This is a genomic window from Methylobacterium dankookense (assembly GCF_902141855.1).
GTDB classification, from domain to species: domain Bacteria; phylum Pseudomonadota; class Alphaproteobacteria; order Rhizobiales; family Beijerinckiaceae; genus Methylobacterium; species Methylobacterium dankookense.
This window is the reverse complement of sequence record NZ_CABFVH010000004.1, coordinates 102,461-125,759: the sequence shown is the minus strand read 5'-3', so window position 1 is coordinate 125,759 and position 23,299 is coordinate 102,461. Positions and strand designations below refer to the sequence as shown.

24 protein-coding genes are annotated in these 23,299 nt (G+C 71.7%); 6 read left to right on the top strand and 18 right to left on the bottom strand.

Annotated features, from left to right (window positions below; genetic code table 11):
- From MTDSW087_RS05290 to gap, 5 genes are all read right to left on the bottom strand, one after another.
- Positions 1-645 carry a thiamine phosphate synthase gene (locus tag MTDSW087_RS05290; RefSeq protein WP_144761120.1) on the bottom strand — a complete coding sequence of 215 codons (645 nt, stop codon included), beginning with the start codon at positions 643-645 and terminating at the stop codon, positions 1-3.
- A 5-nt stretch (positions 646-650) separates the two neighbouring features.
- Positions 651-1,724 (bottom strand): class II fructose-bisphosphate aldolase, encoded by a 1,074-nt coding sequence (fba, locus tag MTDSW087_RS05285; protein ID WP_144761117.1) that lies wholly within the window; start codon positions 1,722-1,724, stop codon positions 651-653.
- A 212-nt stretch (positions 1,725-1,936) separates the two neighbouring features.
- The gene (locus tag MTDSW087_RS05280) at positions 1,937-3,139 is read right to left on the bottom strand and encodes a phosphoglycerate kinase (RefSeq protein ID WP_144761114.1); all 1,203 of its coding nucleotides are present in this window, start codon (positions 3,137-3,139) and stop codon (positions 1,937-1,939) included.
- 122 nt (positions 3,140-3,261) lie between these two features.
- Positions 3,262-3,732 (bottom strand): hypothetical protein, encoded by a 471-nt coding sequence (locus tag MTDSW087_RS05275; RefSeq protein WP_144761111.1) that lies wholly within the window; start codon positions 3,730-3,732, stop codon positions 3,262-3,264.
- 98 nt (positions 3,733-3,830) lie between these two features.
- Positions 3,831-4,838: a type I glyceraldehyde-3-phosphate dehydrogenase gene (gap, locus tag MTDSW087_RS05270; protein ID WP_144761108.1), complete on the bottom strand. Its 1,008-nt coding sequence runs from the start codon at positions 4,836-4,838 to the stop codon at positions 3,831-3,833.
- A gap of 533 nt (positions 4,839-5,371) precedes the next feature.
- On the opposite strand from gap, the gene MTDSW087_RS05265 reads away from it, so the two are divergent.
- The 3 genes from MTDSW087_RS05265 to MTDSW087_RS05255 all read left to right on the top strand — a co-directional run bounded on the left by MTDSW087_RS05265 (position 5,372) and on the right by MTDSW087_RS05255 (position 7,437).
- Positions 5,372-5,659 carry a DUF4164 family protein gene (locus tag MTDSW087_RS05265; protein WP_144761105.1) on the top strand — a complete coding sequence of 96 codons (288 nt, stop codon included), beginning with the start codon at positions 5,372-5,374 and terminating at the stop codon, positions 5,657-5,659.
- Between the two features lie 80 nt (positions 5,660-5,739).
- Complete coding sequence (locus MTDSW087_RS05260; protein ID WP_144761102.1) at positions 5,740-6,114, top strand: cell division protein ZapA; 375 nt, start codon at positions 5,740-5,742, stop codon at positions 6,112-6,114.
- A 96-nt stretch (positions 6,115-6,210) separates the two neighbouring features.
- The gene (locus MTDSW087_RS05255; protein ID WP_144761097.1) at positions 6,211-7,437 is read left to right on the top strand and encodes an L-dopachrome tautomerase-related protein; all 1,227 of its coding nucleotides are present in this window, start codon (positions 6,211-6,213) and stop codon (positions 7,435-7,437) included.
- A gap of 81 nt (positions 7,438-7,518) precedes the next feature.
- Here MTDSW087_RS05255 and MTDSW087_RS05250 read toward each other — a convergent pair whose 3' ends face one another.
- From MTDSW087_RS05250 to MTDSW087_RS05220, 7 genes are all read right to left on the bottom strand, one after another.
- Entirely contained in the window at positions 7,519-8,394 is an 876-nt protein-coding gene (locus MTDSW087_RS05250) for an RNA polymerase factor sigma-32 (RefSeq protein ID WP_144761094.1), read from the bottom strand.
- 422 nt (positions 8,395-8,816) lie between these two features.
- Entirely contained in the window at positions 8,817-9,407 is a 591-nt protein-coding gene (locus tag MTDSW087_RS05245; RefSeq protein ID WP_144761091.1) for a CarD family transcriptional regulator, read from the bottom strand.
- A 486-nt stretch (positions 9,408-9,893) separates the two neighbouring features.
- Complete coding sequence (gene fdxA, locus MTDSW087_RS05240; RefSeq protein ID WP_144761088.1) at positions 9,894-10,232, bottom strand: ferredoxin FdxA; 339 nt, start codon at positions 10,230-10,232, stop codon at positions 9,894-9,896.
- Between the two features lie 234 nt (positions 10,233-10,466).
- The gene (locus MTDSW087_RS05235; protein WP_144761085.1) at positions 10,467-10,763 is read right to left on the bottom strand and encodes an RNA-binding S4 domain-containing protein; all 297 of its coding nucleotides are present in this window, start codon (positions 10,761-10,763) and stop codon (positions 10,467-10,469) included.
- 16 nt (positions 10,764-10,779) lie between these two features.
- On the bottom strand, positions 10,780-14,115 hold the full coding sequence (locus MTDSW087_RS05230) for a helicase-related protein (RefSeq protein WP_144761082.1): 3,336 nt from the start codon (positions 14,113-14,115) through the stop codon (positions 10,780-10,782).
- A 94-nt stretch (positions 14,116-14,209) separates the two neighbouring features.
- Positions 14,210-14,533: a hypothetical protein gene (locus tag MTDSW087_RS05225; protein ID WP_144761079.1), complete on the bottom strand. Its 324-nt coding sequence runs from the start codon at positions 14,531-14,533 to the stop codon at positions 14,210-14,212.
- Between the two features lie 2 nt (positions 14,534-14,535).
- Complete coding sequence (locus MTDSW087_RS05220) at positions 14,536-15,471, bottom strand: DUF3108 domain-containing protein (protein WP_144761076.1); 936 nt, start codon at positions 15,469-15,471, stop codon at positions 14,536-14,538.
- 309 nt (positions 15,472-15,780) lie between these two features.
- Between MTDSW087_RS05220 and rpmB the strand changes: the two genes are divergently transcribed.
- Positions 15,781-16,080, top strand: coding sequence for a 50S ribosomal protein L28 (rpmB, locus tag MTDSW087_RS05215; protein ID WP_142582264.1), 300 nt, complete (start codon positions 15,781-15,783; stop codon positions 16,078-16,080).
- Between the two features lie 239 nt (positions 16,081-16,319).
- Here rpmB and cobT read toward each other — a convergent pair whose 3' ends face one another.
- From cobT to MTDSW087_RS05195, 4 genes are all read right to left on the bottom strand, one after another.
- On the bottom strand, positions 16,320-18,227 hold the full coding sequence (cobT, locus tag MTDSW087_RS05210) for a cobaltochelatase subunit CobT (protein WP_144761073.1): 1,908 nt from the start codon (positions 18,225-18,227) through the stop codon (positions 16,320-16,322).
- A 6-nt stretch (positions 18,228-18,233) separates the two neighbouring features.
- Positions 18,234-18,743 carry a DUF29 domain-containing protein gene (locus MTDSW087_RS05205; RefSeq protein WP_144761070.1) on the bottom strand — a complete coding sequence of 170 codons (510 nt, stop codon included), beginning with the start codon at positions 18,741-18,743 and terminating at the stop codon, positions 18,234-18,236.
- A 5-nt stretch (positions 18,744-18,748) separates the two neighbouring features.
- A complete protein-coding gene (gene cobS / locus MTDSW087_RS05200) occupies positions 18,749-19,732 on the bottom strand; it encodes a cobaltochelatase subunit CobS (RefSeq protein WP_144761067.1) in 984 nt (327 codons plus the stop codon).
- A gap of 257 nt (positions 19,733-19,989) precedes the next feature.
- Positions 19,990-20,610, bottom strand: a complete 621-nt coding sequence (locus MTDSW087_RS05195; protein ID WP_144761064.1) for a J domain-containing protein — start codon at positions 20,608-20,610, stop codon at positions 19,990-19,992.
- A gap of 130 nt (positions 20,611-20,740) precedes the next feature.
- On the opposite strand from MTDSW087_RS05195, the gene MTDSW087_RS05190 reads away from it, so the two are divergent.
- Positions 20,741-21,016, top strand: a complete 276-nt coding sequence (locus MTDSW087_RS05190; RefSeq protein WP_144761061.1) for a BolA family protein — start codon at positions 20,741-20,743, stop codon at positions 21,014-21,016.
- A 27-nt stretch (positions 21,017-21,043) separates the two neighbouring features.
- Positions 21,044-21,475 carry an alternative ribosome rescue aminoacyl-tRNA hydrolase ArfB gene (gene arfB, locus MTDSW087_RS05185; protein WP_144761058.1) on the top strand — a complete coding sequence of 144 codons (432 nt, stop codon included), beginning with the start codon at positions 21,044-21,046 and terminating at the stop codon, positions 21,473-21,475.
- A gap of 7 nt (positions 21,476-21,482) precedes the next feature.
- On the opposite strand, the gene MTDSW087_RS05180 is transcribed toward arfB, so the two are convergent.
- Together MTDSW087_RS05180 and MTDSW087_RS05175 are read right to left on the bottom strand one after the other, a co-directional pair.
- Positions 21,483-22,250: a YoaK family protein gene (locus tag MTDSW087_RS05180; RefSeq protein ID WP_144761055.1), complete on the bottom strand. Its 768-nt coding sequence runs from the start codon at positions 22,248-22,250 to the stop codon at positions 21,483-21,485.
- A gap of 76 nt (positions 22,251-22,326) precedes the next feature.
- The gene (locus MTDSW087_RS05175) at positions 22,327-23,283 is read right to left on the bottom strand and encodes a class I SAM-dependent DNA methyltransferase (RefSeq protein WP_144761052.1); all 957 of its coding nucleotides are present in this window, start codon (positions 23,281-23,283) and stop codon (positions 22,327-22,329) included.
- Between the last annotated feature and the right edge of the window lie 16 nt (positions 23,284-23,299).

The following is a 23,299-nucleotide window of genomic DNA, read 5'->3' as shown; positions in this document are numbered from 1 at the left end:
TCATGCGGCGCCTCCCAGCGCCTCCTGCGCGCGGGCGACGCCCGCCGGATCGGCGAGCCAGAGCGCGCTTTCGAGCCCCACGAACTCGGCGCCCGTGGCGGCGTGGCCCGCGACCTCGTCGAAGGTGCAGGCGACCGCGATGCAGGGCGTCTCGAAGATCTCGGCCCACCACGCGGCGCGTGCCCGCACGCTCTCCGGATCGGGCGCCTCGCCATCCGGGTAGAGGCCGCCGAACATCAGGTAGTCGGCGCCCCCCTCGCCCGCATCCATGGCGGCGTGGCGCGTCTCGAACCCGCCGGTGCCGAGGATGCGGCCGTCGCGCAGGCGCCCGCGCAGATCCGCGAGGTCGCCCGGCCGGTCGACATGGACGCCGTCCGCGCCGCCGCGCATGGCGACGCTGACGAGGTCGCCCACGAAGTCGCGGGCCGCGACGACGAGGGCCGCCTCCCGCTCCTGCACCACGGGCGCCACGCGCTTCACGAGCGCCGTCAGCGCCCGCTCGTCGGCGGGCGCCAGGCGCAGGATCACGGCGGCGACGTCGCCCGCGGCGCAGGCCGTGGCGAGCGCCGGGATCAGGCTGTCGAGATCGCCCGCGCCGACCCCGTGCGGGGTGAGGAGGGCGAGACGGGGAGCGGACTCGGTCATGCGCGTCAGGCGGCGGCCTCGATCTTCGGATCGAGCGAGCCGCTGGCGTAGCGCTTGGCCATCTCGGCCACCGAGATCGGGCGGATCTTCGAGCCCTGGCCCGCGGTGTTGAACTCCTCGAAGCGCTGCTTGCAGAGCTTCGTCATCGCCTCCATCGCCGGCTTCAGGTACTTGCGCGGGTCGAACTCGGACGGGTTCTCGGTGAGCACCTTCCGGATCTGGCCGGTCATCGCCATGCGGTTGTCGGTGTCGATGTTGATCTTGCGCACGCCGTGCTTGATGCCGCGCTGGATCTCCTCCACCGGCACGCCCCAGGTCGGCTTCATCTGGCCGCCGTAGCTGTTGATGATGTCCTGGAGGTCCTGCGGCACCGAGGAGGAGCCGTGCATGACGAGGTGGGTCGTCGGCAGGCGGCGGTGGATCTCCTCGATCACGTTCATCGCGAGCACGGCGCCGTCGGGCTTGCGGGTGAACTTGTAGGCGCCGTGGCTGGTGCCCATGGCGACGGCGAGCGCGTCGACCTTGGTGGCGGCCACGAACTTCACCGCCTCGTCCGGGTCGGTCAGGAGCTGGTCGTGGGAGAGGGTGCCCTCGGCGCCGTGGCCGTCCTCGGCCTCGCCCTGGCCGCTCTCCAGGGAGCCGAGCACGCCGAGCTCGCCCTCCACGGAGACGCCGGCCCAGTGGGCCATCCGGGTGACGTTGCCCGTGATCTCGACGTTGTAGGCGTAGTCGGCCGGGGTCTTGCCGTCGCTTTTGAGCGATCCGTCCATCATCACCGAGGTGAAGCCGTACTGGATCGCGGTGGCGCAGGTGGCTTCGTTGTTGCCGTGGTCGAGATGCATGCAGACGGGGATGTGGGGGTAGATCTCGACGAGGCCGTCGATGAGCTTGGCCAGCACCACGTCGTTGGCGTAGGCGCGCGCGCCGCGGCTCGCCTGCAGGATGACCGGGGAATCGGTGGCATCGGCGGCGGCCATGATGGCCAGCCCCTGCTCCATGTTGTTCAGGTTGAACGCGGGCACGCCATACTCATGCTCGGCGGCATGGTCGAGAAGCTGCCGAAGGGTGATGCGGGCCATGGTTCGATCCTCGTCCGATGCGGCCCGGCGGGGCCTGTCCCTGTGCTGACGTCGACGTGCACCTCACGAAACGCCCGGCCATCCGGAGTTCATCCGCTGGCCGCGACGGCACAGCGGGCGTTTCGTGAGAGCACTATATAGGCGCGGCGGCGGCGTGAGCCGGCGCCGCCGCGCGAAAATCGCGGGCGTCCGCGGAGCGGATCCCGGCGGGCTCAGCCCTTGGCGCGCAGGGCCTCGACGCCCGGCAGCTCCTTGCCCTCCAGCCATTCGAGGAAAGCGCCGCCCGCGGTCGAGACATAGGAGAAGGACTCGCCCGCCCCCGCATGGTTGAGGGCCGCGACCGTGTCGCCGCCGCCGGCCACCGAGACGAGCTTGCCGGCCTTCGTGCGCTCCGCCGCGTGCCGGGCGGCGGCGACGGTCGCCGCGTCGAAGGGGGTCAGCTCGAAGGCGCCGAGGGGGCCGTTCCAGACGAGCGTCGCGGCCTCGTCGATCGCCGCCTCGATGGTCTTCACCGAGGACGGGCCGGCATCGAGGATCATGCCGCTCTCCGGCACGGCATCGACCGGGACCGTCTCGTGCGCCGCATTCGCCTTGAACTCGGAGGCCACCACCGCGTCGTCCGGCAGGATCACCCGGCAGCGGGCCTCGTCCGCCGCCTTGAGGATGCGGGTCGCGGTCTCGGCGAGGTCCTTCTCGCAGAGCGACTTGCCCACCGCCTTGCCCTGCGCGTGCAGGAAGGTGTTGGCCATGCCGCCGCCGATCACCAGCATGTCGACCTTGGCGACGAGGTTCTGCAGCAGGTCGATCTTCGAGGAGACCTTGGCGCCGCCGACGATGGCGATCACCGGCCGGGCCGGCGCCTCCAGGCCCTTGGTGAGGGCGTCGAGCTCGGCCTGCATCAGGCGGCCGGCATAGGCCGGGAGGCGATGGGCGAGGCCTTCCGTCGAGGCATGCGCGCGGTGCGCCGCCGAGAAGGCCTCGTTGACGTAGATGTCGCCGTTCTCGGCCAGCGCGTCGGTGAAGGCCGGGTCGTTCTTCTCCTCGCCCGCGTGGTAGCGGGTGTTCTCGAGGAGCAGGACCTCGCCGTCCTTCAGCGCGGCGACCGCCGCCTTGGCCGCTTCCCCGACGCAATCCTCGGCGAAGGCCACCGGGCGGCCGAGCGCCTCGGACAGGGCCGGAACGACGGGGGCGAGGGAGTCCTTGGGCTCGCGCTTGCCCTTCGGGCGCCCGAAATGGGCGAGCAGCACCACCTTGCCGCCCTGGTCGGCGATCTCGCGGATGGTCGGCACCACGCGCTCGATGCGGGTCGCGTCGGTGACGCGGCTGCCCTCCATCGGCACGTTGAGGTCGACGCGCAGGAGGACGCGCTTGCCCTTCAGCGAGCCGGCGTCGTCGAGGGTGCGGAAGGCGGTCATGCGGGCGCGGGTCTCCGGATCGGGAGCGCTCTCAAGCCGAAGCGGCTGCCGGCTCGGCTTGAGAGCACGTCAAAACAACAACGTGGAGCGGCTTCCCGATCGCGGCGCGATCGGGAACGGCTCTAGCGCGTCGCCGCGGCGGCGTTGGCGCGCGGCGGCAGCAGGGAATCGAGGTTGAGGCGCTGCACCGCGACCATCAGGACCACGGTGAGCACGGCGGTGATGACGGCGGTGAGAACGAGGGCGCCGGTGCCGGGCAGTCGCCGGGTGCGCTCCGTGAGGTTGCGCATCTCGGTGCGGAGCGCCGCGAGGTCCGATTGGCGGGCCGCCTCGTTCATGCGCTCGGCGGCGCCCGCGACCTTGTCCTCGACGCGCGAGAGCAGCGCCTCGGAGCGGGCGTACTTGTCCTCGATGCGCGAGCACTTGTCCTCGATCCGGGCGAGCTGGTCGACGAACGGGTTCGCGGGGGCGTTCGCGGGGGCGGAGGCCGCCGTGCCGGCCGGGACGGGCTTCGGCGGCGGCGCCGCGGGCGGGGCGCTCACGGGGGGAATGAAGCTCCCCTCGGACGGCTTGCTCGGCGCGGCGTCGGTCATCGGGAGCACCTCGGACGTGTGGAACCGGAACCAGGGCCGCCCGCGCGGGCGCGGACGGCGGAAAGAGATGCGGCCGCCGAGGCGGCCGCGATCGGGGTTCAGATGAGCTTGGCCATCGCCACGGCGGTGTCGGCCATGCGGTTCGAGAAGCCCCACTCGTTGTCGTACCAGGACAGGATGCGCACGAAGGTGCCGTCCATGACCTTGGTCTGGTCGAGGTGGAAGGTCGAGGAATGAGGGTCGTGGTTGAAGTCGATCGACACGTTCGGCCGGTCGGTCACGCCGAGCACGCCCTTGAGCGGGCCGGCGGCGGCGGCCTTGATCGCGTCGTTGATCTCCTGGACCGAGGTCTCGCGCTTGGCCGTGAAGACGAGGTCGACCGCCGAGACGTTCGGGGTCGGCACGCGGATCGCGGTGCCGTCGAGCTTGCCCTTCAGCTCCGGCAGGACGAGGCCCACCGCCTTGGCGGCGCCCGTCGAGGTCGGGATCATGGAAAGGGCGGCCGCGCGCGCCCGGTACAGATCCTTGTGCATCTGGTCGAGCGAGGGCTGGTCGTTGGTGTAGGAATGGATGGTCGTCATGAAGCCGCGCTCGATGCCGACCGTCTCGTTCAGCACCTTGGCGACCGGCGCGAGGCAGTTCGTGGTGCAGGAGGCGTTCGAGACGACGAGGTGGTCGGCCGTCAGCTTGTCGTGGTTGACGCCGTAGACGACCGTCAGGTCCGCACCGTCGGCGGGCGCCGAGACGAGGACGCGCCTGGCGCCGGCGTCGAGATGGGCCTTGGCCTTGTCCTTCGACGTGAAGATGCCGGTGCATTCGAGGGCGATGTCGACGCCGAGGTCCCGGTGCGGCAGCTCGGCCGGGTTGCGCACAGCCGTGACCTTGATGCGCTGGCCGTCGACCACGAGGAACTCGCCGTCCACCGCGACCTCGCCGGGATAGCGGCCGTGCACGGAATCGTAGCGGAGCAGGTGGGCGTTGGTCTCGACCGGGCCGAGGTCGTTGATGGCGACCACCTCGATGTCCTTGCGGCCGGCTTCGTGGATCGCGCGCAGCACGTTGCGGCCGATGCGTCCGAACCCGTTGATGGCTACCTTCACGGTCACGGCGTGACTCCTTCCTGCTTAAGGGGCGCCACGCAGCGGGCGTCCGAGGCGGCGAGCGGTGCGGCGGGGGCCCGACGGCGCCTCCGCGATGCGGACTGCTCTGTGGTTGCCGGCGCTGAACCGGCGATGAACCGGAGCCGGACATGACCCATGGCGGACCGGCCGCGCCGTCGCCGCCGGGATCAACCGATCCGCGGACCGCGCGCGCGAGGGCCAAAGGACTGTCACAGGTCGGGGTTCCGGCTGTTCCCGCGCACCCCTGCGGAGCGCGCGGCGGCTGTCTAACATGGGACCTTGACCTGTCAAACGTAAGCCCGTGACAAACCTGTCCGTTCGGTGGACGGCGGTGTGTTCGTCCGTGAAAACACCTGACGGGTCCGGGCGATACGCAGGAGTTTCCGGACGGGACAGCCAGTCCAGGGCTCGGATTCCGGCTGGAAATCACGCGAGGATTTCGGGACAACCGGACAGGCCCAGCACGAGAGGACGGCCAAGAGGTCCGATCCAAGAGGTCCGATCATGAGGTTCGATCCGTGAGCTCCGATCCCGCCGCGCCCACCGTGGACGAGGCCCTCGCCCGGCTCGACGCCGCCCTCTCGCGGCTGGAGGCGGGCGTGGCCCGGCGCGTCGAGGCCGAGGCCGCGCCGGACGACCGCGACACCGAGCTCGCGCTGATGGCCGAGGACAGGGCGCGGCTCGCTGCCGCCCTCGACGCCGCCAGCGCCCGGCTCGCCGCGGTGGAGGGCACGGCGAGCGCGGTCGGCGAGCGCCTGGACCGGGCGATCGAGGCCGTCGAGGGCGTGCTCGCCCGCGAGCCGTGAGCCTCGACCCTTCCTGCGAGGCTTGACCGGCGGCCCGTCCGCGCCCCAGCCTGCCCGATCATCCCCGGATCCCCCACGCGATGCCCCAGATCCAGGTCACCATCGACGGCAAGAGCTACCGCATGGCCTGCGGCGAGGGCGAGGAGGCGCATCTCGCCGCCCTCGCCGAGGGGCTCGGCGCGCGCATCGGCGAGATGCGGCAGTCCTTCGGCGAGATCGGCGACATGCGCCTTCAGGTGATGGCCGCGCTGACCATCGCCGACGAGCTGGGCGAGGCGAAGCGCCGTCTCGCGGCGGCCGAGAGCGAGGCGAGCCGCCTGCGCGCGGAGGCCGGGCGCATGGAGGAGGCGCGCGCCGTGCAGGAGGCGAGCCTCGCGCAGGGCATCCTGGCCGCCGCCGAGCGGATCGAGCGCATGGCCCAGGCGCTCGCCGGCTCGGAGCCTCGAGGAGCCTGAGCGGGGCCCGATCCGGCGCGGAAGCTGGGCGGGGGAGGCGCGCGTTGGCCTCCGGACGATCCCTCCCGAAGGCTTAACCCGCAAGGCTCAGGCGCGATGACGAAACCGACGGCCCATCCCGTGGCGGCGCGCGGCGCCTGCACGGCGCTGCTCCTGGCCACGCTCGCTCCGGCGGCCTGGGCGCAGGAGCCCAAGATGCAAACCCCTCCGACGGCGCAGGCGTCCTCTGTCCTCACCCAGGTCGCGCGCTTCGATCATCAGGTCACCGGCGTCACCGTGGCGCGGGACGGGCGCATCTTCATGAACTTCCCGCGCTGGAGCGAGGACGCGCCGGTCTCGGTGGCCGAGTTGAAGGACGGCAAGCCGGTCCCCTACCCGGACGCGGACTGGAACGCGTGGCGCAACGCCCACGCCGACGAACTCTCGCCGAAGGACCATTTCGTCTGCGTGCAGAGCGTGGTCGCCGATGCGCAGGACCGGCTCTGGGTGGTCGACGCCGCGGCGCCCGCCATGGCCCACGTGATCAAGGACGGGCCGAAGCTCGTCGGGATCGACCTGAAGACCAACCGGGTGATCAAGACGATCCCCTTCAACGAGACGGTGGCCCTCCAGGCCTCCTACCTCAACGACGTGCGCATCGCGCCGGACGGCAAGACCGCCTACCTGACGGATTCCGGTGCGGAGGGGGCGCTGATCGTGGTCGACATCGACAGCGGCAAGGCCCGGCGCGTGCTCTCGAGCCATGCCACCACCATGCCGGACAAGGGCGTGACCGTGAGCGCCGACGGCAAGCCGCTGCGCCGGCCGGACGGCCGCGGGGTCGATTTCGCCGCGGACGGGATCGCGCTCTCGCCGGACGGCAAGACGCTCTACTGGCAGGCCATCAAGGGCAAGACGCTCTACAGCCTGCCGACCGAGGCCCTGAGCGGCTGGGCGACCGCCTCGGTGGTGCCGGAACTGCTCACCGACCGGGCGCTCGCGAGCCGGATCGCCGTCGTCGGCGAGAACGGGCCGGCGGACGGGCTGCTGATCGGCCGGCGCGACGGCCGGATGTACGTCACCGCGGTGCAGGACGGCGCGATCAAGGTGCGCGACCTCGCCAGCCCGAACAGCGGCCTGACGGTGCTGGTCCAGGATGCGCGCCTGCGCTGGCCCGACACCTTCGGCGAGGGGCCCGACGGGACGATCTACGTCACCACCTCGCACATCCAGGATTCGGCCGATTACAAGCCGGACGCGCCGCGCAGCCTGCCGACCGAGCTGTGGGCGCTCAAGCCCTCCGGCTCAGATGCGACGGGCTCCACGGGGTCATCCGGCCGCTGAGCCGATGACGACGAACCCTGCGAAAAAGCCCGGCGCTCAGGCCGGGCTCTTTCGGATCGAAAGGCGATCGATGCGGGAGGATCAGCCGATATAGGGGCTGCCGGTGGCGGCGGGGAAGCGCTCGGCCAGCGCCCGGCGCAGCTTCTCCAGGGCGCGGGTCTCGATCTGGCGGACGCGCTCCTTCGAGATGCCGAGCCGGTGCCCGAGCGCTTCGAGGGTCGCCTGCTCCTCAGCGAGGCGCCGCTCGCGCAGGATGCGCAGCTCGCGCTCGGAGAGCACGCCCAGGGCCTGCTGCAGCCAGCTCAGGCGGCGCTCGCCATCGACGGCGGCGCTCACCGTCTCGTCCGGCAGGGCGGCATCGTCGACGAGGAAGTCCATCCGCTCGGAGGAGACCTCGCTGTCCTCGCCCACGGGGGCGTTGAGCGACATGTCGGGCCCGGAGAGGCGGGCATCCATCAACGCCACGTCCTCGCGCGAGACGCCGATGGCGTTGGCGATGCGGCGGTGGATCTCGTCGCCGACGCGCTCCTCGGTGGATTGCATCAGGCGGGCGCGCAGGCGACGCAGGTTGAAGAACAGCGCCTTCTGGGCCGAGGAGGTGCCGCCGCGGACGATCGACCAGTTGCGCAGGATGTAGTCCTGGATCGAGGCGCGGATCCACCACGTCGCGTAGGTCGAGAAGCGCACGTCCCGCTCGGGCTCGAAGCGGGCGGCGGCCTCCATCAGGCCGACATGGCCTTCCTGGACGAGGTCGGCCATGGGCAGGCCGTAATGCCGGAAGCGGCCGGCCAGCGCGATCACGAGGCGCATATGGGCCGAGATCAGGCGGTGCAGCGCGCGCTCGTCGCGCTGCTCCTTCCAGCGGATCGCGAGGCCGCGCTCCTCCTCACGGGCCAGGAAAGGCGCCTCCATCGCGGTTCGTATGAACTGCCGCCGGATTCCCGCGATTTCCGCCATCCCCGCCTGCCTCTTTCTGTCGAGTGCTGATGCGGCTCAAACCCCGGTTCGGAACGCGCAGGCGCCGCCGAGGCCTTTGCCAGGCAAGGCCACAACGGTGCGTCGCGCACGAAGGTTCCCGGCCTCGGGCAAGATTGCGCGAGTCAATCGGGCGCAAGCGACCGATGCGAACCCGGAGGCGGCGAGCGATGCCTCCGATCCCTTCACGCGGAGGCGGCAGGTTCGCGGGTCGAAGCGGACGGCGCGGGGCCGATGCTAGGGACATGGACCGGATCGCGAACTCCGCCAGTCCCTTGCCCTGCATGGACAAAAGATTTTTCGCGACGATCCACCGCGCGAACGGGAAAGGGCCCGGCGGAAGCGATCCGCCGGGCCCTTTCGATCCTTCACCGCGCGACCGCGTTGCTGCGGCGCGATGCCGCTCAGGCGGCCTCCTCCTGGATGTCGTCGCCCTCGCCCTCGGCGTCGCTCTCCGTCTCGGCCTTGGCCCGGCGCGGCGACTTGGCGAGGCTCTGCTCGATGAGCTTCAGCGCCTCGGTCTCGGTGATCCTGTTCACCGAGGAGATCTCGCGCACGATCCGGTCGAGGGCCGCCTCGTAGAGCTGGCGCTCGCTGTAGGACTGCTCGGGCTGGGCCTCGGAACGGTAGAGGTCGCGCACCACCTCGGTGACCGCGATCAGGTCGCCCGAGTTGATCTTGGCCTCGTATTCCTGGGCGCGGCGCGACCACATGGTGCGCTTGACGCGCGCGCGGCCGGTGAGCACGTCCAGCGCCTTCTTGACGACCTCGGGCTCGGAGAGCTTGCGCATGCCGACGCTGTTGGCCTTCGCGGTGGGCACGCGCAGGACCATCTTGTCCTTCTCGAAGGAGACGACGAACAGCTCCAGTTTGAAGCCGGCGACCTCCTGCTCCTCGATCGCGGTGATGCGACCGACGCCGTGAGCCGGATATACGACGGCTTCGCCGGTCTTGAATCCCTGGCGGCCTGCCGTGGTCTTCTTGGCTGTCGTCATGCGAGAAGGGCCTCCGAACATCAGGCGGGGACTTTTCATGATCCGCGCCGAACCGTTTCACCCGGGGCGGGACACCCGGCTTCAACCACCGGCCGCCGGATCGCCCCGCCCGCGGGACGGAAGCCGGCAGCTCCCAGGTGCAGCCATCGACATGCCACGTGTGAACGACCGCAGAGGCGAGAGCCCTCAACGGTCGGTCGCGTGCAACCTCGTTCCCCTGGAGAGTGCGGGACTGCGTTTGAAGCGCGGAGGGAGCACGTCAGGCACGAGCGACGGCAGGCCGATTGTGTATCACAATCGGCCCGGCAAATCAAAGGCGTGCGGGCTCAAGCGGGGCCGTTCACGCCCACGCTTCGCAGTTGTGCACGGCCGTGCCACCCTGTCCCCAGAGGCCCGCGCAGACCAGCCTCGCGTGCCTCGCATGGATGGCGAAGCGCCCGCGCGGCGGCCGCGCGGGATCGCCCACCGGGACAGGGAGTGGTCCGCTCAGTCGCCGGAGCCGGGATTGGGCGAGAAATGCGCCTCGAGCTTGCCGGCCACCCCGTCCCACTCCTTGGCGTCGCCGGGGGCGTCCTTCTTCTGCGTGATGTTCGGCCAGGTCTTGGCGTAGTCGGCGTTGAGCTTCAGCCAGCTCTCCAGGCTCGGCTCCGTGTCGGGCTTGATCGCCTCGGCCGGGCATTCGGGCTCGCAGACGCCGCAATCGATGCACTCGTCCGGATGGATGACGAGCATATTCTCGCCCTCGTAGAAGCAGTCCACCGGACAGACTTCCACGCAGTCCATGTACTTACACTTGATGCAGTTGTCGGTGACGACGTAGGTCATGGGCGGATGATCGTCCTCATGTCCGCGCGCTTCCGCTCGGGCGATGCCGCGAGTCCCGCGCGGCGTGACGTCTCCGCCAGCCAGTCGCGGGCCGTTCTCGGGCGGCCTCGATACGCGCTCGAATTGGTGTCGGGCCGCAGAGCGGCCCGGGTCGGATGGCTCTAGCGGCTGCCCGGAGGGCTGACAAGCGCACCCCGCGCGGCCCGCGCCGCGAGCCCTGCGCCTGTGGCCCGCTTACAATGATTCCAGGCTGCCGCCCTCGCCGGATCCGAGCAGATCCTCGTAGAGCCGGCGCGCCTCGGGCGCCGGCCCGCGCCGCTCGCCGAGATCGAGCACCCGCACGCTCGCGGTGCCGTGGGGGGCTGCGACCGTCACCACGTCGCCGACGGCGACGCCCCGGGCCGGCGCTTCTGCCCGCTTGCCGTTGAGGCGGACATGGCCGTCGGTGACGAGGCGAGCGGCGAGCGAGCGCGTCCTGGCGAAGCGGGCGAACCACAGCCAGAGATCGAGCCGCCGCCGCCCCTCCTTCATGCCGCGGGCGCCCGCCTCACCGCTTGTTCGTGTCCCCGGCCTCGAGCTGCGCCTTCAGGGCGGCGAGCTTGGCGAAGGGCGAATCCGGGTCCGGCTGGCGCTCGCGGCGCGGCGGGCGCTGGTCGGTGCGCGGACCGGCATGGCGCTGCTCGTCCCGGCGCTCGGGACGGCCGCCCTCGAAACGCTCGCGGCGCGGGCCGCCATGCCGCTGCTCGCGGCCCTCGCCCTCCGGCCGGTCGCGGCGCGGCGGACGTCCGTCCGGACGGCCCTCCTGCCGCCCGTCCTGACCCTGGCCGCGCCCCTGCTCGGGCCGGCGATTGCCATGGGGGCGGGCATCCTGGGCACCCTCGCGGCCGCGGCCGGCGCCGCCGCGCGGGCGCGGACGCTGGTTGGCCGGGCGCTGGTGGCGCTGCAGGTGCCAGACCTCGACGGTGACGGGCTCGGCCGGCGTGGCTTCGGCCTCCTCGGCGGGAGCGGTCTCCTCAGCTGGCATGGCCTCCTCGGTGGGAGCAGCCTCTTCGGCGGCAGCAGCCTCCTCGACCGGGGCCACCGCCTCGACGGGCGCCGTCTCCACGGCTTCCGCGGCAGGCTCTTCAGGGGCCGCCTCGTCCGGCACGGCGCTCTCGGCCTCGACCACCGGCTCCGGCTCGGGCGCGGCGGGCTCCGCGACCTCCACGGCTTCGGCCTCGACGGCGGCCTCGTCGGCCGTCGCTTCGGTCGGAGCAGCCTCGACGGCACCGTCGGCGGGCGCCTCGGCCGGCTCTGCGGCCGAATCCACGGACGCCTCGACCTCAGCGGCACCCGTCTCGGCCGGCGCCTCGGCAGAATCCGCGGGGGTCACGACCTTGGCGGGCTCGGTCGCGGCGGCGGCGAGCAGCGGCACGGTGATGGCGGGGCCCGGCCGGGTCTCGGCGACGTAGCCGAGCGACTTCAGGATCGAGGCGAAATCCTCGCCCGAGCAGCCGACCAGCGAGGTCATGCCCACCGTGGCGACGAAGCCCTCGCCGTCGGCGGCGCCGGGCGGGGGCGTGCCGGGCGTGGTGCCGGGCCGGTAGGTCACGGCCGGGCGGATCAGGTCGGCGAGCCGCTCCAGGATGTCGACGCGCACCGCCCGCTCGCCGCAGACGCGGAAGCCGGCCGCGCGGTAGAGGCCCTTGGCGATCTCGGGATCCACCTTGATCGAGGTGCGGCCCGAGCCCGCCAGATGCGCGATCTCGTCGAGGCCGCGCTGGTCGAGGCCGCCGTTGCGCAGCGCCCAGAGCTGGGCCGCCAGCGTGCGCGGGGCCGGCTTGAGCAGCGCGGGCAGGAAGATGTGATAGGCGCCGAAGCGCACGCCGTGGCGGCGCAGCGCGCCGCGGCCATCCTGATCGAGGCTGCGCATCTCGTGGGCGACCTTCGAGCGCTCCAGCACGCCGAGCGCCTCGACCACCTGGTAGCCGATGCCCTTGGCGAGGCCCGTGAGGTCGGCCGCGGTCTCGATCTCCATGACGGGACCGAGGAGGCGCACGATATGCGCCTTGAGCCACGCATCGAGGCGCGCCTCGACCTTCTCGCGGGCGGGCCCGGCGAGATTATCGTCGGCCAGCAGCCGCAGCTGCGGCGCGAACAGCTTGTCGCCGGGCGCCAGCTTGGCCACCGGCGCGCCGGTCCAGCGGATCACGCCCTCGTGCGAGAGGACGAGGGAGGCGTCGGCCGCCGAGGCGAAGCGCTCGGCCCGCGCCTCGATCTCCGGCCCGAGCGCCTTCTCGGCGGCGCTTCGGAGCGTCTTGGCCTCCTGGCCCTCGGCATTGGCATCCGGCACGAACAGGAAGCCGTGCAGGTGACCGACGTGTTGACCCTCGACGGTAACGTCACCGTCGGCGGTGATCTGGGCTTCCAGCATCGTGTTCTCTCTCAGGCGCCGCATCAGGACGCTGGTGCGCCTGTCCACGAAGCGGCTCGCGAGGCGTTCGTGCAGGGCGTCGGACAGCCTGTCCTCTACCCGACGCGTCTCGCCCTGCCAATGTTCAGGGTCGCGCAGCCAGTCGGGCCTGTTGGCCACGAAGGTCCAGGTCCTGCCCTGCGCGATGCGCCGCGACAAGGTCTCGATGTCCCCGTCGGTGCGGTCGATCATCGCCACGTGCTCGGCGAACCACGCGTCGGGGATGCGCCCCGCCATACCGCGCATCAGGAAGCGGTAGAGCTGGGCGATGAGGTCGGCATGCGGGTGCACCTTGCGGTAGTCCGGCACGCCGCAGACGTCCCAGAGGCGGCGCACCGCGGCCGGCCGGCTGGCGAGGTCGCGGATGTCGTCCTCCTTCATCAGGATCTCGAGTGCCTGCTGGTCCTCGCCCATGGGCGCGCGGGTGAGCCCCGCCTCGTGCGGGTGCTCGTCGAGGCTCGCCTGAAGGGCCGTCAGCGAATCGAACACGAGATCGGGATTGCGCCATTGCAGGATGCGCACCGGATCGAAATCGTGGCTCTCCAGGCGCTCGACCAGCTCCTGCTCGAAGGGCGGGCAGCGGCCCGTGGAGCCGAAGGTGCCGTCGGACAGGTGGCGACCGGCGCGGCCGGCGATCTGGCCCATCTCGGCGGGCGTCAGCTTGCGGAAGCGCGTGCCGTCGTATTTCCAGTTCGCCGCGAAGGCGACGTGGTCGACGTCGAGGTTGAGCCCCATGCCGACCGCGTCGGTGGCGACGAGATAGTCAACGTCGCCCGACTGGTAGAGCTCGACCTGGGCGTTGCGGGTGCGCGGCGAGAGGGCGCCGAGCACCACCGCCGCGCCGCCGCGCTGGCGCCGGATCAGCTCGGCGATGGCGTAGACCTCCTCGGCCGAGAAGGCGACGATGGCCGAGCGGCGCGGCAGGCGCGAGAGCTTCTTCTCGCCGGCGAAGCTCAGCGTCGAGAGGCGCGGGCGCGTGGTGGTGTGGACGCCAGGGATCAGCGCCTGCACCAGCGGCTGCATGGTGCCGGAGCCGATCAGCAGCGTCTCCTCGCGGCCGCGCTGGTAGAGCAGCCGGTCGGTGAAGACGTGGCCGCGATCCATGTCGGCGCCGAGCTGGATCTCGTCGATGGCGACGAAGGCTACGTCGAGGTCGCGCGGCATCGCCTCGATGGTGCAGATCCAGTAGCGCGGCCGGTCGGGCTTGATCTTCTCCTCGCCGGTGACGAGGGCGACCGCGTCGGGCCCGACCTTGGCGAGGACGCGCAGATAGACCTCGCGGGCGAGCAGCCGCAGCGGCAGCCCGATCATGCCGGTCGGGTGCTGCAGCATCCGCTCGATGGCGAGATGCGTCTTGCCGGTATTGGTGGGGCCGAGCACCGCCGTGACGCCGCGCGCGCGGGCCTGCGGGGGAAGGGAGCGGCGGGACATCAGGGGAGGGCTAGGTCCCTTCGGCAGGCGCCGGGTCTTGGAGGGGCGGGCAGACGCGCCGCGGCCCCGCTGCGGACGGTCCCGTCCGGACCGCTCAGTCCGGGAGCGGGACGGGTCGCGCGCCGCGCCGGGACCGACCCTCATATGGGGCGCCAGATCCGTCGGCGCCACTGCCGGATTCCGGTCCGAGGCCGGGAACGCCGTAGATGTCCACGCGCACGGGCGGACGCGGGCCGTCGAGGTCGGCGCAGAGCGTGTCGGGGACGGCGACGAGGGGCTCGCGGCGGGGGGAGCGCCCCTCGACCACCTGGGCGGAGGAATAGGCGTTGCCGCCGCAGGAGGAGCCGGCCTCCAGCGGCCCGGCGGAGGCCGGCGCCGCGGCGAGGACCGCCAGGCCCGCGAGCAGGGCGGCGCGCACGCTCAGCGCGCGTCGAGGCTCGCCACCGAGCCGGTGGCCTCGGCGGCGTTCGGGGCGGCGGCCGAGGCGGTGCTGGCGCCGGAGCGGGTCCAGCGGGTCGCCTCGATGATGTTGGTGCCCACCGTGGTGCGCACCGAGATCCGGATCGGCACCAGGACCCGCGTGCCCTCGACGGGCGCGAGCCAGACCGACATGTCGCGGTTCTCCTCCATGAAGCGCACGCCCGGCCGGTCCGGCCGGTGGCCGGCGATCGCCTGGTAGCGCGCGTTGCAGACGAGGACGGGGCCGGCATAGCCCGGCTTCTCCACCGCGCGGGTCTCCGCGTAGCTCAGCACCACGTTGAAGCGGGTGGCGCCGTCGAAGACCGGCAGGGTGCGGTTGCAGTTCTCGGGATCGGTGAGCTCGCCGCGCGCCTGGGCCGGCATGAGGAGCGCGCTCGCCGGGTCCATGATGCCGCGCTTGTTCGCGGCGGAGACCGGCACGCGGTCCTCCATGTCGATCAGCGGCGGCGTCACCTCGGACTGCACCACGTTGCCCTGGCGCAGCGCCATGCGCACGGCGATGCCGGAACTGGCCGTGCGGGAGGCGATGGCGAAGGTGTTCGGCTGCGGGCCGGTGCCGAGCGTGCCCGAGGACTGAGCCGAGCCCTGGCCGCCGGTGATGGCGCCGACGAGACCGGTCAGCGTCGCCGACACGTCCATGCGGTAGCGCGGGCCGTCGAAGGCGCCGGCAAGCCGCGCGGTGCCGATCGGCAGGCCCGCGAGGTTGATGCCGTAATCGACGGCGATCGCCGCCTCGCCGGGGCGGGCGTGATGGCGCCGGGACCGCGCCTCGGCGGGCAGCGCCAGCGCCGCGACGGCGAGCCCGGCGAGGGCGAGCGCGCCGGCGCGGGCGGCCGGTGCGGTGAGGCTTCTGGCGCTGAGGGCTGTGGCGCGCATGGTCCGGACTCGATTCTCGACGCTCGCGGCGGACACCGGGGAGTGTGCGCCGTGACAGCAGCGATTTATCCCCAAGCCATGGTTAACAGACCGTTCGGCCCATGTTAGCGGCCGCGAGGCCACAGGCACCCGCCTTCGCGCGGGCTTCCGCCTTGACGGAGACGGGCCGCCTCCCCTATAGGCTCGCGCCTTCTACAGGACTCCGCTGGACCTGGAATCACGCTTGGGCGAGGCCCGCGGCGCGTGCCGCGACGGCCATGACGGTCCGAGTTCTGACCGCCCACGGAACGATACGGGATATTTGAGACCATGGCGCGCCGCTGCGAACTCACCGGGAAGGCCGTTCAGGTCGGCCACCTCGTGAGCCACTCGAACCGGAAGACCAAGACCCGGTTCCTGCCGAACCTCTGCAACGTCACCCTTCAGTCGGATGCCCTGAACAAGAGCGTCCGCCTGCGCATCACCGCCCACGCGCTGCGCTCGGTCGAGCACCGCGGCGGCCTCGACGCCTTCCTGATCAAGGCCGGCGAGTCGGACCTGTCGCAGACGGCCAAGCTCCTGAAGCGCGAGATCCACAAGAAGCTCGCCGAGACCCAGGCCGCCGCCTGATCCGGCTTCGGCCGCGTCTGGCGCGCCGAACCTCATAGGCTGACCGAAAGCCGCCGGTGCGGGCGCCCGCACCGGCGGCTTTCGCTTGGGCACTGACGAGACGGGCAGGCGTGCCGCTCCCCCTCTTCCCGTCTGCGGAAGAGAGAAACCCGGCTTCCGAATGCGCGCCGGATCCGGGACAGGCCCCCTCTCCCGTTCGGGAGAGGGGACCCGCGTTTCGTCTTTCTGTGTCGCAGCCGTCAGCGCCGGCCGCCCGCGGCCCGCAGCGGCTGGCGCACAGGGCCCGAACCGGCATCCTCCTCGAACAATTCGGCGAGCTTCTCGGTCATCGCGCCGCCGAGTTCCTCGGCGTCGATGATCGTCACGGCGCGGCGGTAGTAGCGCGTCACGTCGTGGCCGATGCCGATGGCGAGGAGCTCCACGGGCGAGCGCGTCTCGATCTCCTCGATCATCCAGCGCAGGTGCCGCTCCAGGTAGTTGCCGGCATTGACCGACAGGGTCGAATCGTCGACCGGCGCGCCGTCCGAGATCACCATCAGGATCTTGCGCTGCTCGGGCCGGCCGAGCAGGCGCTTGTGCGCCCAGTCGAGCGCCTCGCCGTCGATGTTCTCCTTGAGCAGCCCCTCGCGCATCATCAGCCCGAGATTCTTGCGCGCGCGCCGCCAGGGCGCGTCGGCCGCCTTGTAGACGATGTGGCGCAGGTCGTTCAGGCGGCCGGGATTGGGCGGCTTGCCGGCGGCGAGCCAGGCCTCGCGGCTCTGGCCGCCCTTCCAGGCGCGGGTGGTGAAGCCGAGGATCTCGACCTTCACGCCGCAGCGCTCGAGGGTGCGCGCCAGGATGTCGGCGCAGGTCGCCGCCACCGTGATCGGCCGCCCGCGCATCGAGCCCGAATTGTCGAGGAGCAGCGTGACGACGGTGTCCCGGAAATTGGTGTCCTTCTCCTGCTTGAAGGAGAGGGGCTGGAACGGGTCCATCACCACGCGCACGAGGCGGGCCGGGTCGAGCTGGCCCTCCTCCAGGTCGAACTCCCAGGCGCGGTTCTGCTGGGCGAGCAGGCGCCGCTGCAGCCGGTTGGCGAGGCGCCCGACCACGCCCTGCAGATGCGAGAGCTGCTTGTCGAGATAGCTGCGCAGGCGCGTCAGCTCGTCGGGGTCGCACAGGTCCTCGGCGTGGATGACCTCGTCGAAGCGGGCGTTGAACACCCGGTAATCCGGCCCGCGCGGCGCGTTGTCCGCCCGCTGCGGCGGGCGCCAGGATTCGCCGGCCTCATCGGCCTCCGCCTCCTCGGCCTCGTCCGGCACCTCGCCGGAGGGCGCGTCGGCGGATTCCTGGGCGCCCTCCTCGATCTCGTCGGAGCCCTCCTCCGAGGTCTCGATCTCGGCGCGGTCGCCCTGGCTCTGCTCCTCGGCCTCGCCCTCCTGCGGGCTCTGCTCGTCGTCCTGGGACTCGCCCTCGTCCTCGTTCTCGTCGTCCTCCGGGTCGAAGGGCGTCTCGTCGGCCATGTCGAGGGAGGAGAGGAGGTCGCGCACGGAGCGGGCGAAGCCGCGCTGGTCCTCGATGGCGCCGAGCAGCCCGTCGAGGTTGCGCCCGGCCTTGGCCTCGATGTGGTCGCGCCAGAGGTCGACGATGCGTTGCGCGGCCGGCGGCGGGGTCTGCCCGGTCAGGCGCTCGCGCACCATCAGGGCGACGGCGTCCTCCATCGGCGCGTCGGCCCGGTCGGTGATGTGCTCGTACTTGCCGCCGCGGTGGTAGCGGTCCTCCAGCATCGCCGCGATGTTCGAGGCGACGCCGGCCATGCGGCGCGAGCCGATCGCCTCGACGCGGGCCTGCTCCACGGCGTCGTAGACGGCGCGGGCCGGCGCGTTCTCGGGGGCGAGGCGGCGGTGGACGGCGGCATCGTGGCAGCCGAGGCGCAGGGCCATCGAATCGGCGTTGCCGCGCAGCACCGCGACGTCGGCGGGGGAGAGCTTGCGCGGCGGCTCCGGCAGGCGGGCCTTGTCGCCGGTCAGCGCCGGCCGGTCGGTGGCGTAGGTGACCTCGACCTCGGCGCGCCGCGCGATGGCGCGCAGGCACCCGGCCACCGAGCGCTTGAGGGGCTCGGCCACGGGCTCGCGACGCTCGCCGGGCTTGCGGTTGGAGATGGACATGCGAGGTTACTTCTTGGCGGAATCGAGATCGAAGGGGCGCTCCCGGATCTCGTCCCAGCTATAGGGGCAGGCCGACGGGAATTCCTCCGGCGGCAGATGGGTCTCGTCGGCGGCCCAGTCCCTCGCGTCCGGATAGGCATCCGCCAACGCCTCTTCGAGCCGCGACTTGAGACCCGGGCTTTCCTGCAGGAGACGGTCGTAGCGGCGGCGCTGCTCGCGGATCGAGTAGATCCAGCTCGGCGTGCGGTGCTCCGGCTGCTGGTCCCATTTGAGCATGTGCATCAGCAGCACGCGCAGGCAGCTGTAGAGCTTGGAGAATTCGCGCCTCGACAAATCCTCCAGCTCCTCCGCGACCTGCTCGGCATCGATCTCGTCGAAACGGTGCGCACGCAGCAGGGCGACCTGCTCCTGAGCCCAGGTGTAGAGATCGTCCGCGTAGCGCGTGCGGCCCCGTGCGGAAGGGGCTGTCGCGTCCGTCGCATCGCTCGGGGCCGGGTGCGCCACGGTCTCCTCCATGCCGATCAGCTCAGCGCGACGTTCACCGCGCTCTCGGGCAGCTCCTTGCCGAAGGCGCGCTGGTAGAACTCGGCGACCAGCGTCCGCTCCAGCTCGTCGCACTTGTTCAGGAAGGTCACCCGGAAGGCGAAGCCGATGTCGCGGAAGATGTCGGCGTTCTCGGCCCAGGTGATCACCGTGCGCGGGCTCATCACGGTCGAGAGGTCCCCGTTCATGAAGGCGTTGCGGGTGAGGTCGGCCACGCGCACCATGCGGTTGACGATGTCGCGGCCCTGATCGCCCTTGTAGTGGGTGGCCTTGGACAGCACGATGTCGACCTCGCGGTCGTGCGGCAGGTAGTTCAGCGTGGTGACGATCGACCAGCGGTCCATCTGGCCCTGATTGATCTGCTGGGTGCCGTGGTAGAGGCCCGAGGTGTCGCCGAGGCCCACCGTGTTCGCCGTGGCGAAGAGCCGGAAGCCGGGATGGGGGCGGATGACCCGCTTCTGGTCGAGCAGCGTCAGGCGGCCCGACACCTCCAGCACGCGCTGGATCACGAACATCACGTCCGGGCGGCCGGCATCGTACTCGTCGAAGACGAGGGCGACGTTGTTCTGCAGCGCCCAGGGCAGGATGCCGTCCTGGAAGGCGGTGACCTGCTTGCCGTCCTGCAGCACGATCGCGTCCTTGCCGACGAGGTCGATGCGCGAGACGTGGCTGTCGAGGTTCACCCGCACGCAGGGCCAGTTCAGCCGGGCGGCGACCTGCTCGATATGGGTGGACTTGCCGGTGCCGTGATAGCCGGTGACCATCACGCGGCGGTTCTTGGCGAAGCCGGCGAGGATGGCGAGCGTGGTCTCGCGATCGAAGATGTAGTCCGGATCGAGATCGGGGACGTGCTCGTCCGTCTCGGAGAAGGCCGGCACCTTGAGGTCGAGGTCGATGCCGAAGACCTCGCGGACCGAGACGTGGCGATCGGGCAGCGTGGCGGGCTTGTCGTCAGAGAGCATACGGGACCTCGTGGGGGCGGGCTCGCGCGCCTGGGGTGTTCGAGCCTCGCGGATAGCTCGGGCCTGATGCCCGCGGCGGGACCCGCGGGATGCCGGCCTTCCTTAAACGTCGTCGGGACGGCGCGCCAAGTCGGGGATCGACCTGGGAGACGCCTTCCATATAGGCGCGCATCCGTGGTTTGCCGCCCATCCCTGCGAATCCGCGTGGCGGACGGCATGCCGCGGGTGCATCGATCGTGCCGCGCCCGGCACAGGGCTCAGCACAAACCGGCGGCGCGCAGCACGTCGTGGGCCCGGATGATGTCGCGCAGCCGGTCCTCGAAGGAGCGGTCGCCGCCATTGGCGTCCGGGTGGAAGCGCTTCACCAGCACCTTGTACTGCGCCTTGATCGCGGCGGCGTCGGCATTCTCGTCGAGGCCCATCACGTCGAGGGCCTTGCGCACCGCGCCCGAGCGGCGCGGGCGCTCGGGCTCCTCCCGGCCGGGGGCGCGGCGGCTGCCGCCGACGCCCGCGCCGCGCAGGATGCCGAGCGGGTCGACATAGGCCCAGTCGCGCGGGGGCTCCGTGCTCGGGCGCGCGTCGCCCCCCTTGTTCACGCCCATCGACCAGGTCGGGCGGTGCCCGATGATCGCGTCCTTCTGGTAGGCCTGCACGGCGGCGTCGTTCATGCCGTCGAAATAATTATAGGCCGCGTTGTAGGCGCGCACGTGGTCCATGCAGAAGCGCCAGTACTGCCCCTCCGCCTTGCGCCCCTTGGGCGCGCGATAGAGGCCCGGATGGGTGCAGCCCGGGCTCTCGCAGACGGGACCGCTCTCCTTCGATTCCTCGGAGGCGGGCTTGATCCGGATGCTGTCGAACAGGCGCGAGTTGAGATCCATGACGGGGCGATTATGAGGGGGCGGACCGGAGACACAAGGCCGGCGGGCCTGATGCCGCATGCGGGGGAACGGGCTTGACGGCCCGCCGCGGCCGTCCATCCCTTCCGGCGGGACATTCGAGGTTGCGTGCATGGCGACGCTGCGGGACTGGATTCACGAGACGCTTCAGGCGCAGCTCGCGCCGGAGCAACTCGACGTGGTGGACGAATCCCACCTCCATGCCGGCCATTCCGGCTGGCGCGAGGGCGGCGAGACGCATTTCCGCCTCGACGTCGTCTCGGCGGCCTTCGAGGGCAAGAGCCGGGTCGAGCGCCACCGGCTGGTGAACGGGTTGATGGACGAGGCGTTCAAGCGCGGGCTGCACGCGCTGGCCCTGCGGGCGCGGACGCCGGCAGAGGCGGCCTGACGCCATAAGGCTCGGCCTGACGGAGATATGGCGATCGTGGCCCTCGTCTGCACCCCCCACATCGCCCTCGACGAGTCGGAGCTGGAGGAGAGCTTCGTGCGCGCCTCCGGCCCCGGCGGCCAGAACGTCAACAAGGTCGCGACCGCGGTGCAGCTGCGCTTCGACGCGCGCCGCTCCCCGGCCTTGCCCGACGCGGTCGCCGTGCGCCTGATGCGCCTCGCCGGGCACCGCCTGACCGTGGACGGCGTCATCCTGATCACCGCGCAGCGCTTCCGCACCCAGGAGCGCAACCGGGCCGATGCGCGCGAGCGCCTCGCCGCGCTCGTCGCCGAGGCGGCGGTGCCGCCGACGCCCCGCCGCGCGACGCGCCCGACGCTCGCCTCGAAGAAGCGGCGCCTCGAATCCAAGAGCCGCCGCGGCGCGGTCAAGCGCATGCGCGGCGGCCCGGCAGAGGATTGAGCCGGCCTCAGGCGGAGACGTGGCGGGCCACCGGCTTGGCATGGGGCGCCGCGTCCGGCGCCGGGGAGATGCCGGCCACCAGCGGGCTGCCGGGCTTGGCCAGCGTCAGGACCAGGGCGACGAGGGCGAGGAGCGCGGCGAGCGCGGCCGGGAACAGGAAGGCGGACTCGCCGTAGCGGATCTGCAGGATGCCACCGAGCACCGCGCCGGAGCTGAGCCCCGCCCAGAGCGGCGCCTGGATCCAGAAGGACGAGGCCACCGTGCCGAGCATCAGGTTGGCGAGGCCGGTGCCGAAGCGGACCACGGCGCCGGTGACGTAGGTGAGCGCGAGGCTGCGCCCGCCCTCGTCCTGCAGGATCGCGTTCTGGAGGCCCAGCGCCAGCACGATCGGGTAGGCGTGGAGCGGGTAGGCGTAGCTGCCCCAGGGCATGAGCAGGCCGAGACCGAGCAGCGCCGCCTCGATGATCAGGAGCGCGGCGAGCCGCCAGCGGCCGAACAGGGCGGCGAGCAGGGTGCCGAGGAAGGCGCCGAAGCAGAACACGATGATCGTGCTCGCGACGCGGGCCACGTTCTCCCAGTCCTGGCTCGCCACCGCCACGCCGAAGCGCGTGGTGTTGCCCGACATGAAGGACATGAAGAGCTGCGAGAATTCGAGGAAGCCGATGGAATCGGCGCAGCCCGCCAGCATCGCCAGCGCCACCGCGAAGGGGATCCGCGTCGATGCGCTCGCCGGGAACGACTTGTCCGCCGGTGCCTCTTTTCCTGGTCCCGCCATCGAATTCCTCTCGCCGCCTGTCCGCCAGGGTCGCGTAATAAGCGACGACCGGCGGCGAAGTTTCATGCGAGCGCGTTCACAACTCGATTTTGCGCAATACGAAAATGCGGCCCGGAACATCCCGGCCGCGTTCGCGCCGGATCGCCGCAGGCGCGCGCATCACGACGGACAATCCGGCCGCCTCGCCCCCCTCCGCGACATGGGCGTCGGCATGGGCGTAGCGCCCATCCTCCCCGAGCCGGACGCCCGAACCATCGTGCGACTGGACCGTGAAGGCGGCCCACCCTCCGGGCCGCAGCACCCGCGCGATCCCGGTGAGCACGGGCGCGAGGTCGGCGAGGTAGATGAACACGTCCGCCGCGAGGCAGAGATCGGTCGAGGCCTCGGGCTCCGCCTCCAGGAAGGGCCCGAGATCGCCCTCCGCGAGGCGGTCGTAGCAGCCCTTGGCGCGGGCGAGGCGCAGCATGGCGGGGGAGAGATCGACGCCGGCGAGTTCATCGACCCTGTCGCGCAGGGCGAGACCCATCAGCCCGGTCCCGCAGCCGAGATCGAGCGCGGCGCCGAAGCGCGCCGGCGCCTCGGGCAGCGCGTCGAGGGCGCTCCGCAGGAGCTCGGGGCCGCAATAGCCGAGGCCGTCCACGAGGTGGCGCTCGAAGCGGCCGGCATAGCCGTCGAACAGGGCGCGCACATAGGCCCGCGACAGCGCGGACTCGCCGCCTTCACCGCCCGCGAGCCGGGCACCGTGGAGCCCGGCACCGATGCGGTCCTCCGGATCGAGGCCGCGGGCGGTCTCGAAGGCGGCGCGCGCCGCGCGCAGGGTCTCCTCCGCACCCGTCGCGGCATGCAGGCATTCCCGGGCGCGCCCGAGCAGCAGCCAGGCCGGGGCGTAGCGGGGCGCGCGCTCGATCACCTGCTCGGCCATCTCGGCGGCGCCCGCCGCATCCCCCTCCGCGAGGCAGGCCTCGGCATAGACGTAGCGGCGGTCGGCGAGGAGGTCGCCGGAGGAATGCTGGGAGGCGGCGTGCTGGGACATGGCGTGCGCTGAACGG

What these genes read in the sequence shown, in the direction of transcription:
- cobT (WP_144761073.1), bottom strand. Translation starts at nt 18,227, where the DNA reads ATGTCCATCTCCAACCGCAAGCCCGGCGAGCGTCGCGAGCCCGTGGCC.
- MTDSW087_RS05250 (WP_144761094.1), bottom strand. Translation starts at nt 8,394, where the DNA reads ATGGCGGAAATCGCGGGAATCCGGCGGCAGTTCATACGAACCGCGATG.
- rpmB (WP_142582264.1), top strand. Translation starts at nt 15,781, where the DNA reads ATGGCGCGCCGCTGCGAACTCACCGGGAAGGCCGTTCAGGTCGGCCAC.
- fba (WP_144761117.1), bottom strand. Translation starts at nt 1,724, where the DNA reads ATGGCCCGCATCACCCTTCGGCAGCTTCTCGACCATGCCGCCGAGCAT.
- fdxA (WP_144761088.1), bottom strand. Translation starts at nt 10,232, where the DNA reads ATGACCTACGTCGTCACCGACAACTGCATCAAGTGTAAGTACATGGAC.
- cobS (WP_144761067.1), bottom strand. Translation starts at nt 19,732, where the DNA reads ATGCTCTCTGACGACAAGCCCGCCACGCTGCCCGATCGCCACGTCTCG.
- MTDSW087_RS05260 (WP_144761102.1), top strand. Translation starts at nt 5,740, where the DNA reads ATGCCCCAGATCCAGGTCACCATCGACGGCAAGAGCTACCGCATGGCC.
- MTDSW087_RS05280 (WP_144761114.1), bottom strand. Translation starts at nt 3,139, where the DNA reads ATGACCGCCTTCCGCACCCTCGACGACGCCGGCTCGCTGAAGGGCAAG.
- MTDSW087_RS05220 (WP_144761076.1), bottom strand. Translation starts at nt 15,471, where the DNA reads ATGCGCGCCACAGCCCTCAGCGCCAGAAGCCTCACCGCACCGGCCGCC.
- MTDSW087_RS05290 (WP_144761120.1), bottom strand. Translation starts at nt 645, where the DNA reads ATGACCGAGTCCGCTCCCCGTCTCGCCCTCCTCACCCCGCACGGGGTC.
- MTDSW087_RS05275 (WP_144761111.1), bottom strand. Translation starts at nt 3,732, where the DNA reads ATGACCGACGCCGCGCCGAGCAAGCCGTCCGAGGGGAGCTTCATTCCC.
- MTDSW087_RS05195 (WP_144761064.1), bottom strand. Translation starts at nt 20,610, where the DNA reads ATGGATCTCAACTCGCGCCTGTTCGACAGCATCCGGATCAAGCCCGCC.
- arfB (WP_144761058.1), top strand. Translation starts at nt 21,044, where the DNA reads ATGGCGATCGTGGCCCTCGTCTGCACCCCCCACATCGCCCTCGACGAG.
- MTDSW087_RS05175 (WP_144761052.1), bottom strand. Translation starts at nt 23,283, where the DNA reads ATGTCCCAGCACGCCGCCTCCCAGCATTCCTCCGGCGACCTCCTCGCC.
- MTDSW087_RS05205 (WP_144761070.1), bottom strand. Translation starts at nt 18,743, where the DNA reads ATGGAGGAGACCGTGGCGCACCCGGCCCCGAGCGATGCGACGGACGCG.
- MTDSW087_RS05190 (WP_144761061.1), top strand. Translation starts at nt 20,741, where the DNA reads ATGGCGACGCTGCGGGACTGGATTCACGAGACGCTTCAGGCGCAGCTC.
- MTDSW087_RS05180 (WP_144761055.1), bottom strand. Translation starts at nt 22,250, where the DNA reads ATGGCGGGACCAGGAAAAGAGGCACCGGCGGACAAGTCGTTCCCGGCG.
- MTDSW087_RS05245 (WP_144761091.1), bottom strand. Translation starts at nt 9,407, where the DNA reads ATGACGACAGCCAAGAAGACCACGGCAGGCCGCCAGGGATTCAAGACC.
- MTDSW087_RS05255 (WP_144761097.1), top strand. Translation starts at nt 6,211, where the DNA reads ATGACGAAACCGACGGCCCATCCCGTGGCGGCGCGCGGCGCCTGCACG.
- MTDSW087_RS05230 (WP_144761082.1), bottom strand. Translation starts at nt 14,115, where the DNA reads ATGTCCCGCCGCTCCCTTCCCCCGCAGGCCCGCGCGCGCGGCGTCACG.
- MTDSW087_RS05235 (WP_144761085.1), bottom strand. Translation starts at nt 10,763, where the DNA reads ATGAAGGAGGGGCGGCGGCGGCTCGATCTCTGGCTGTGGTTCGCCCGC.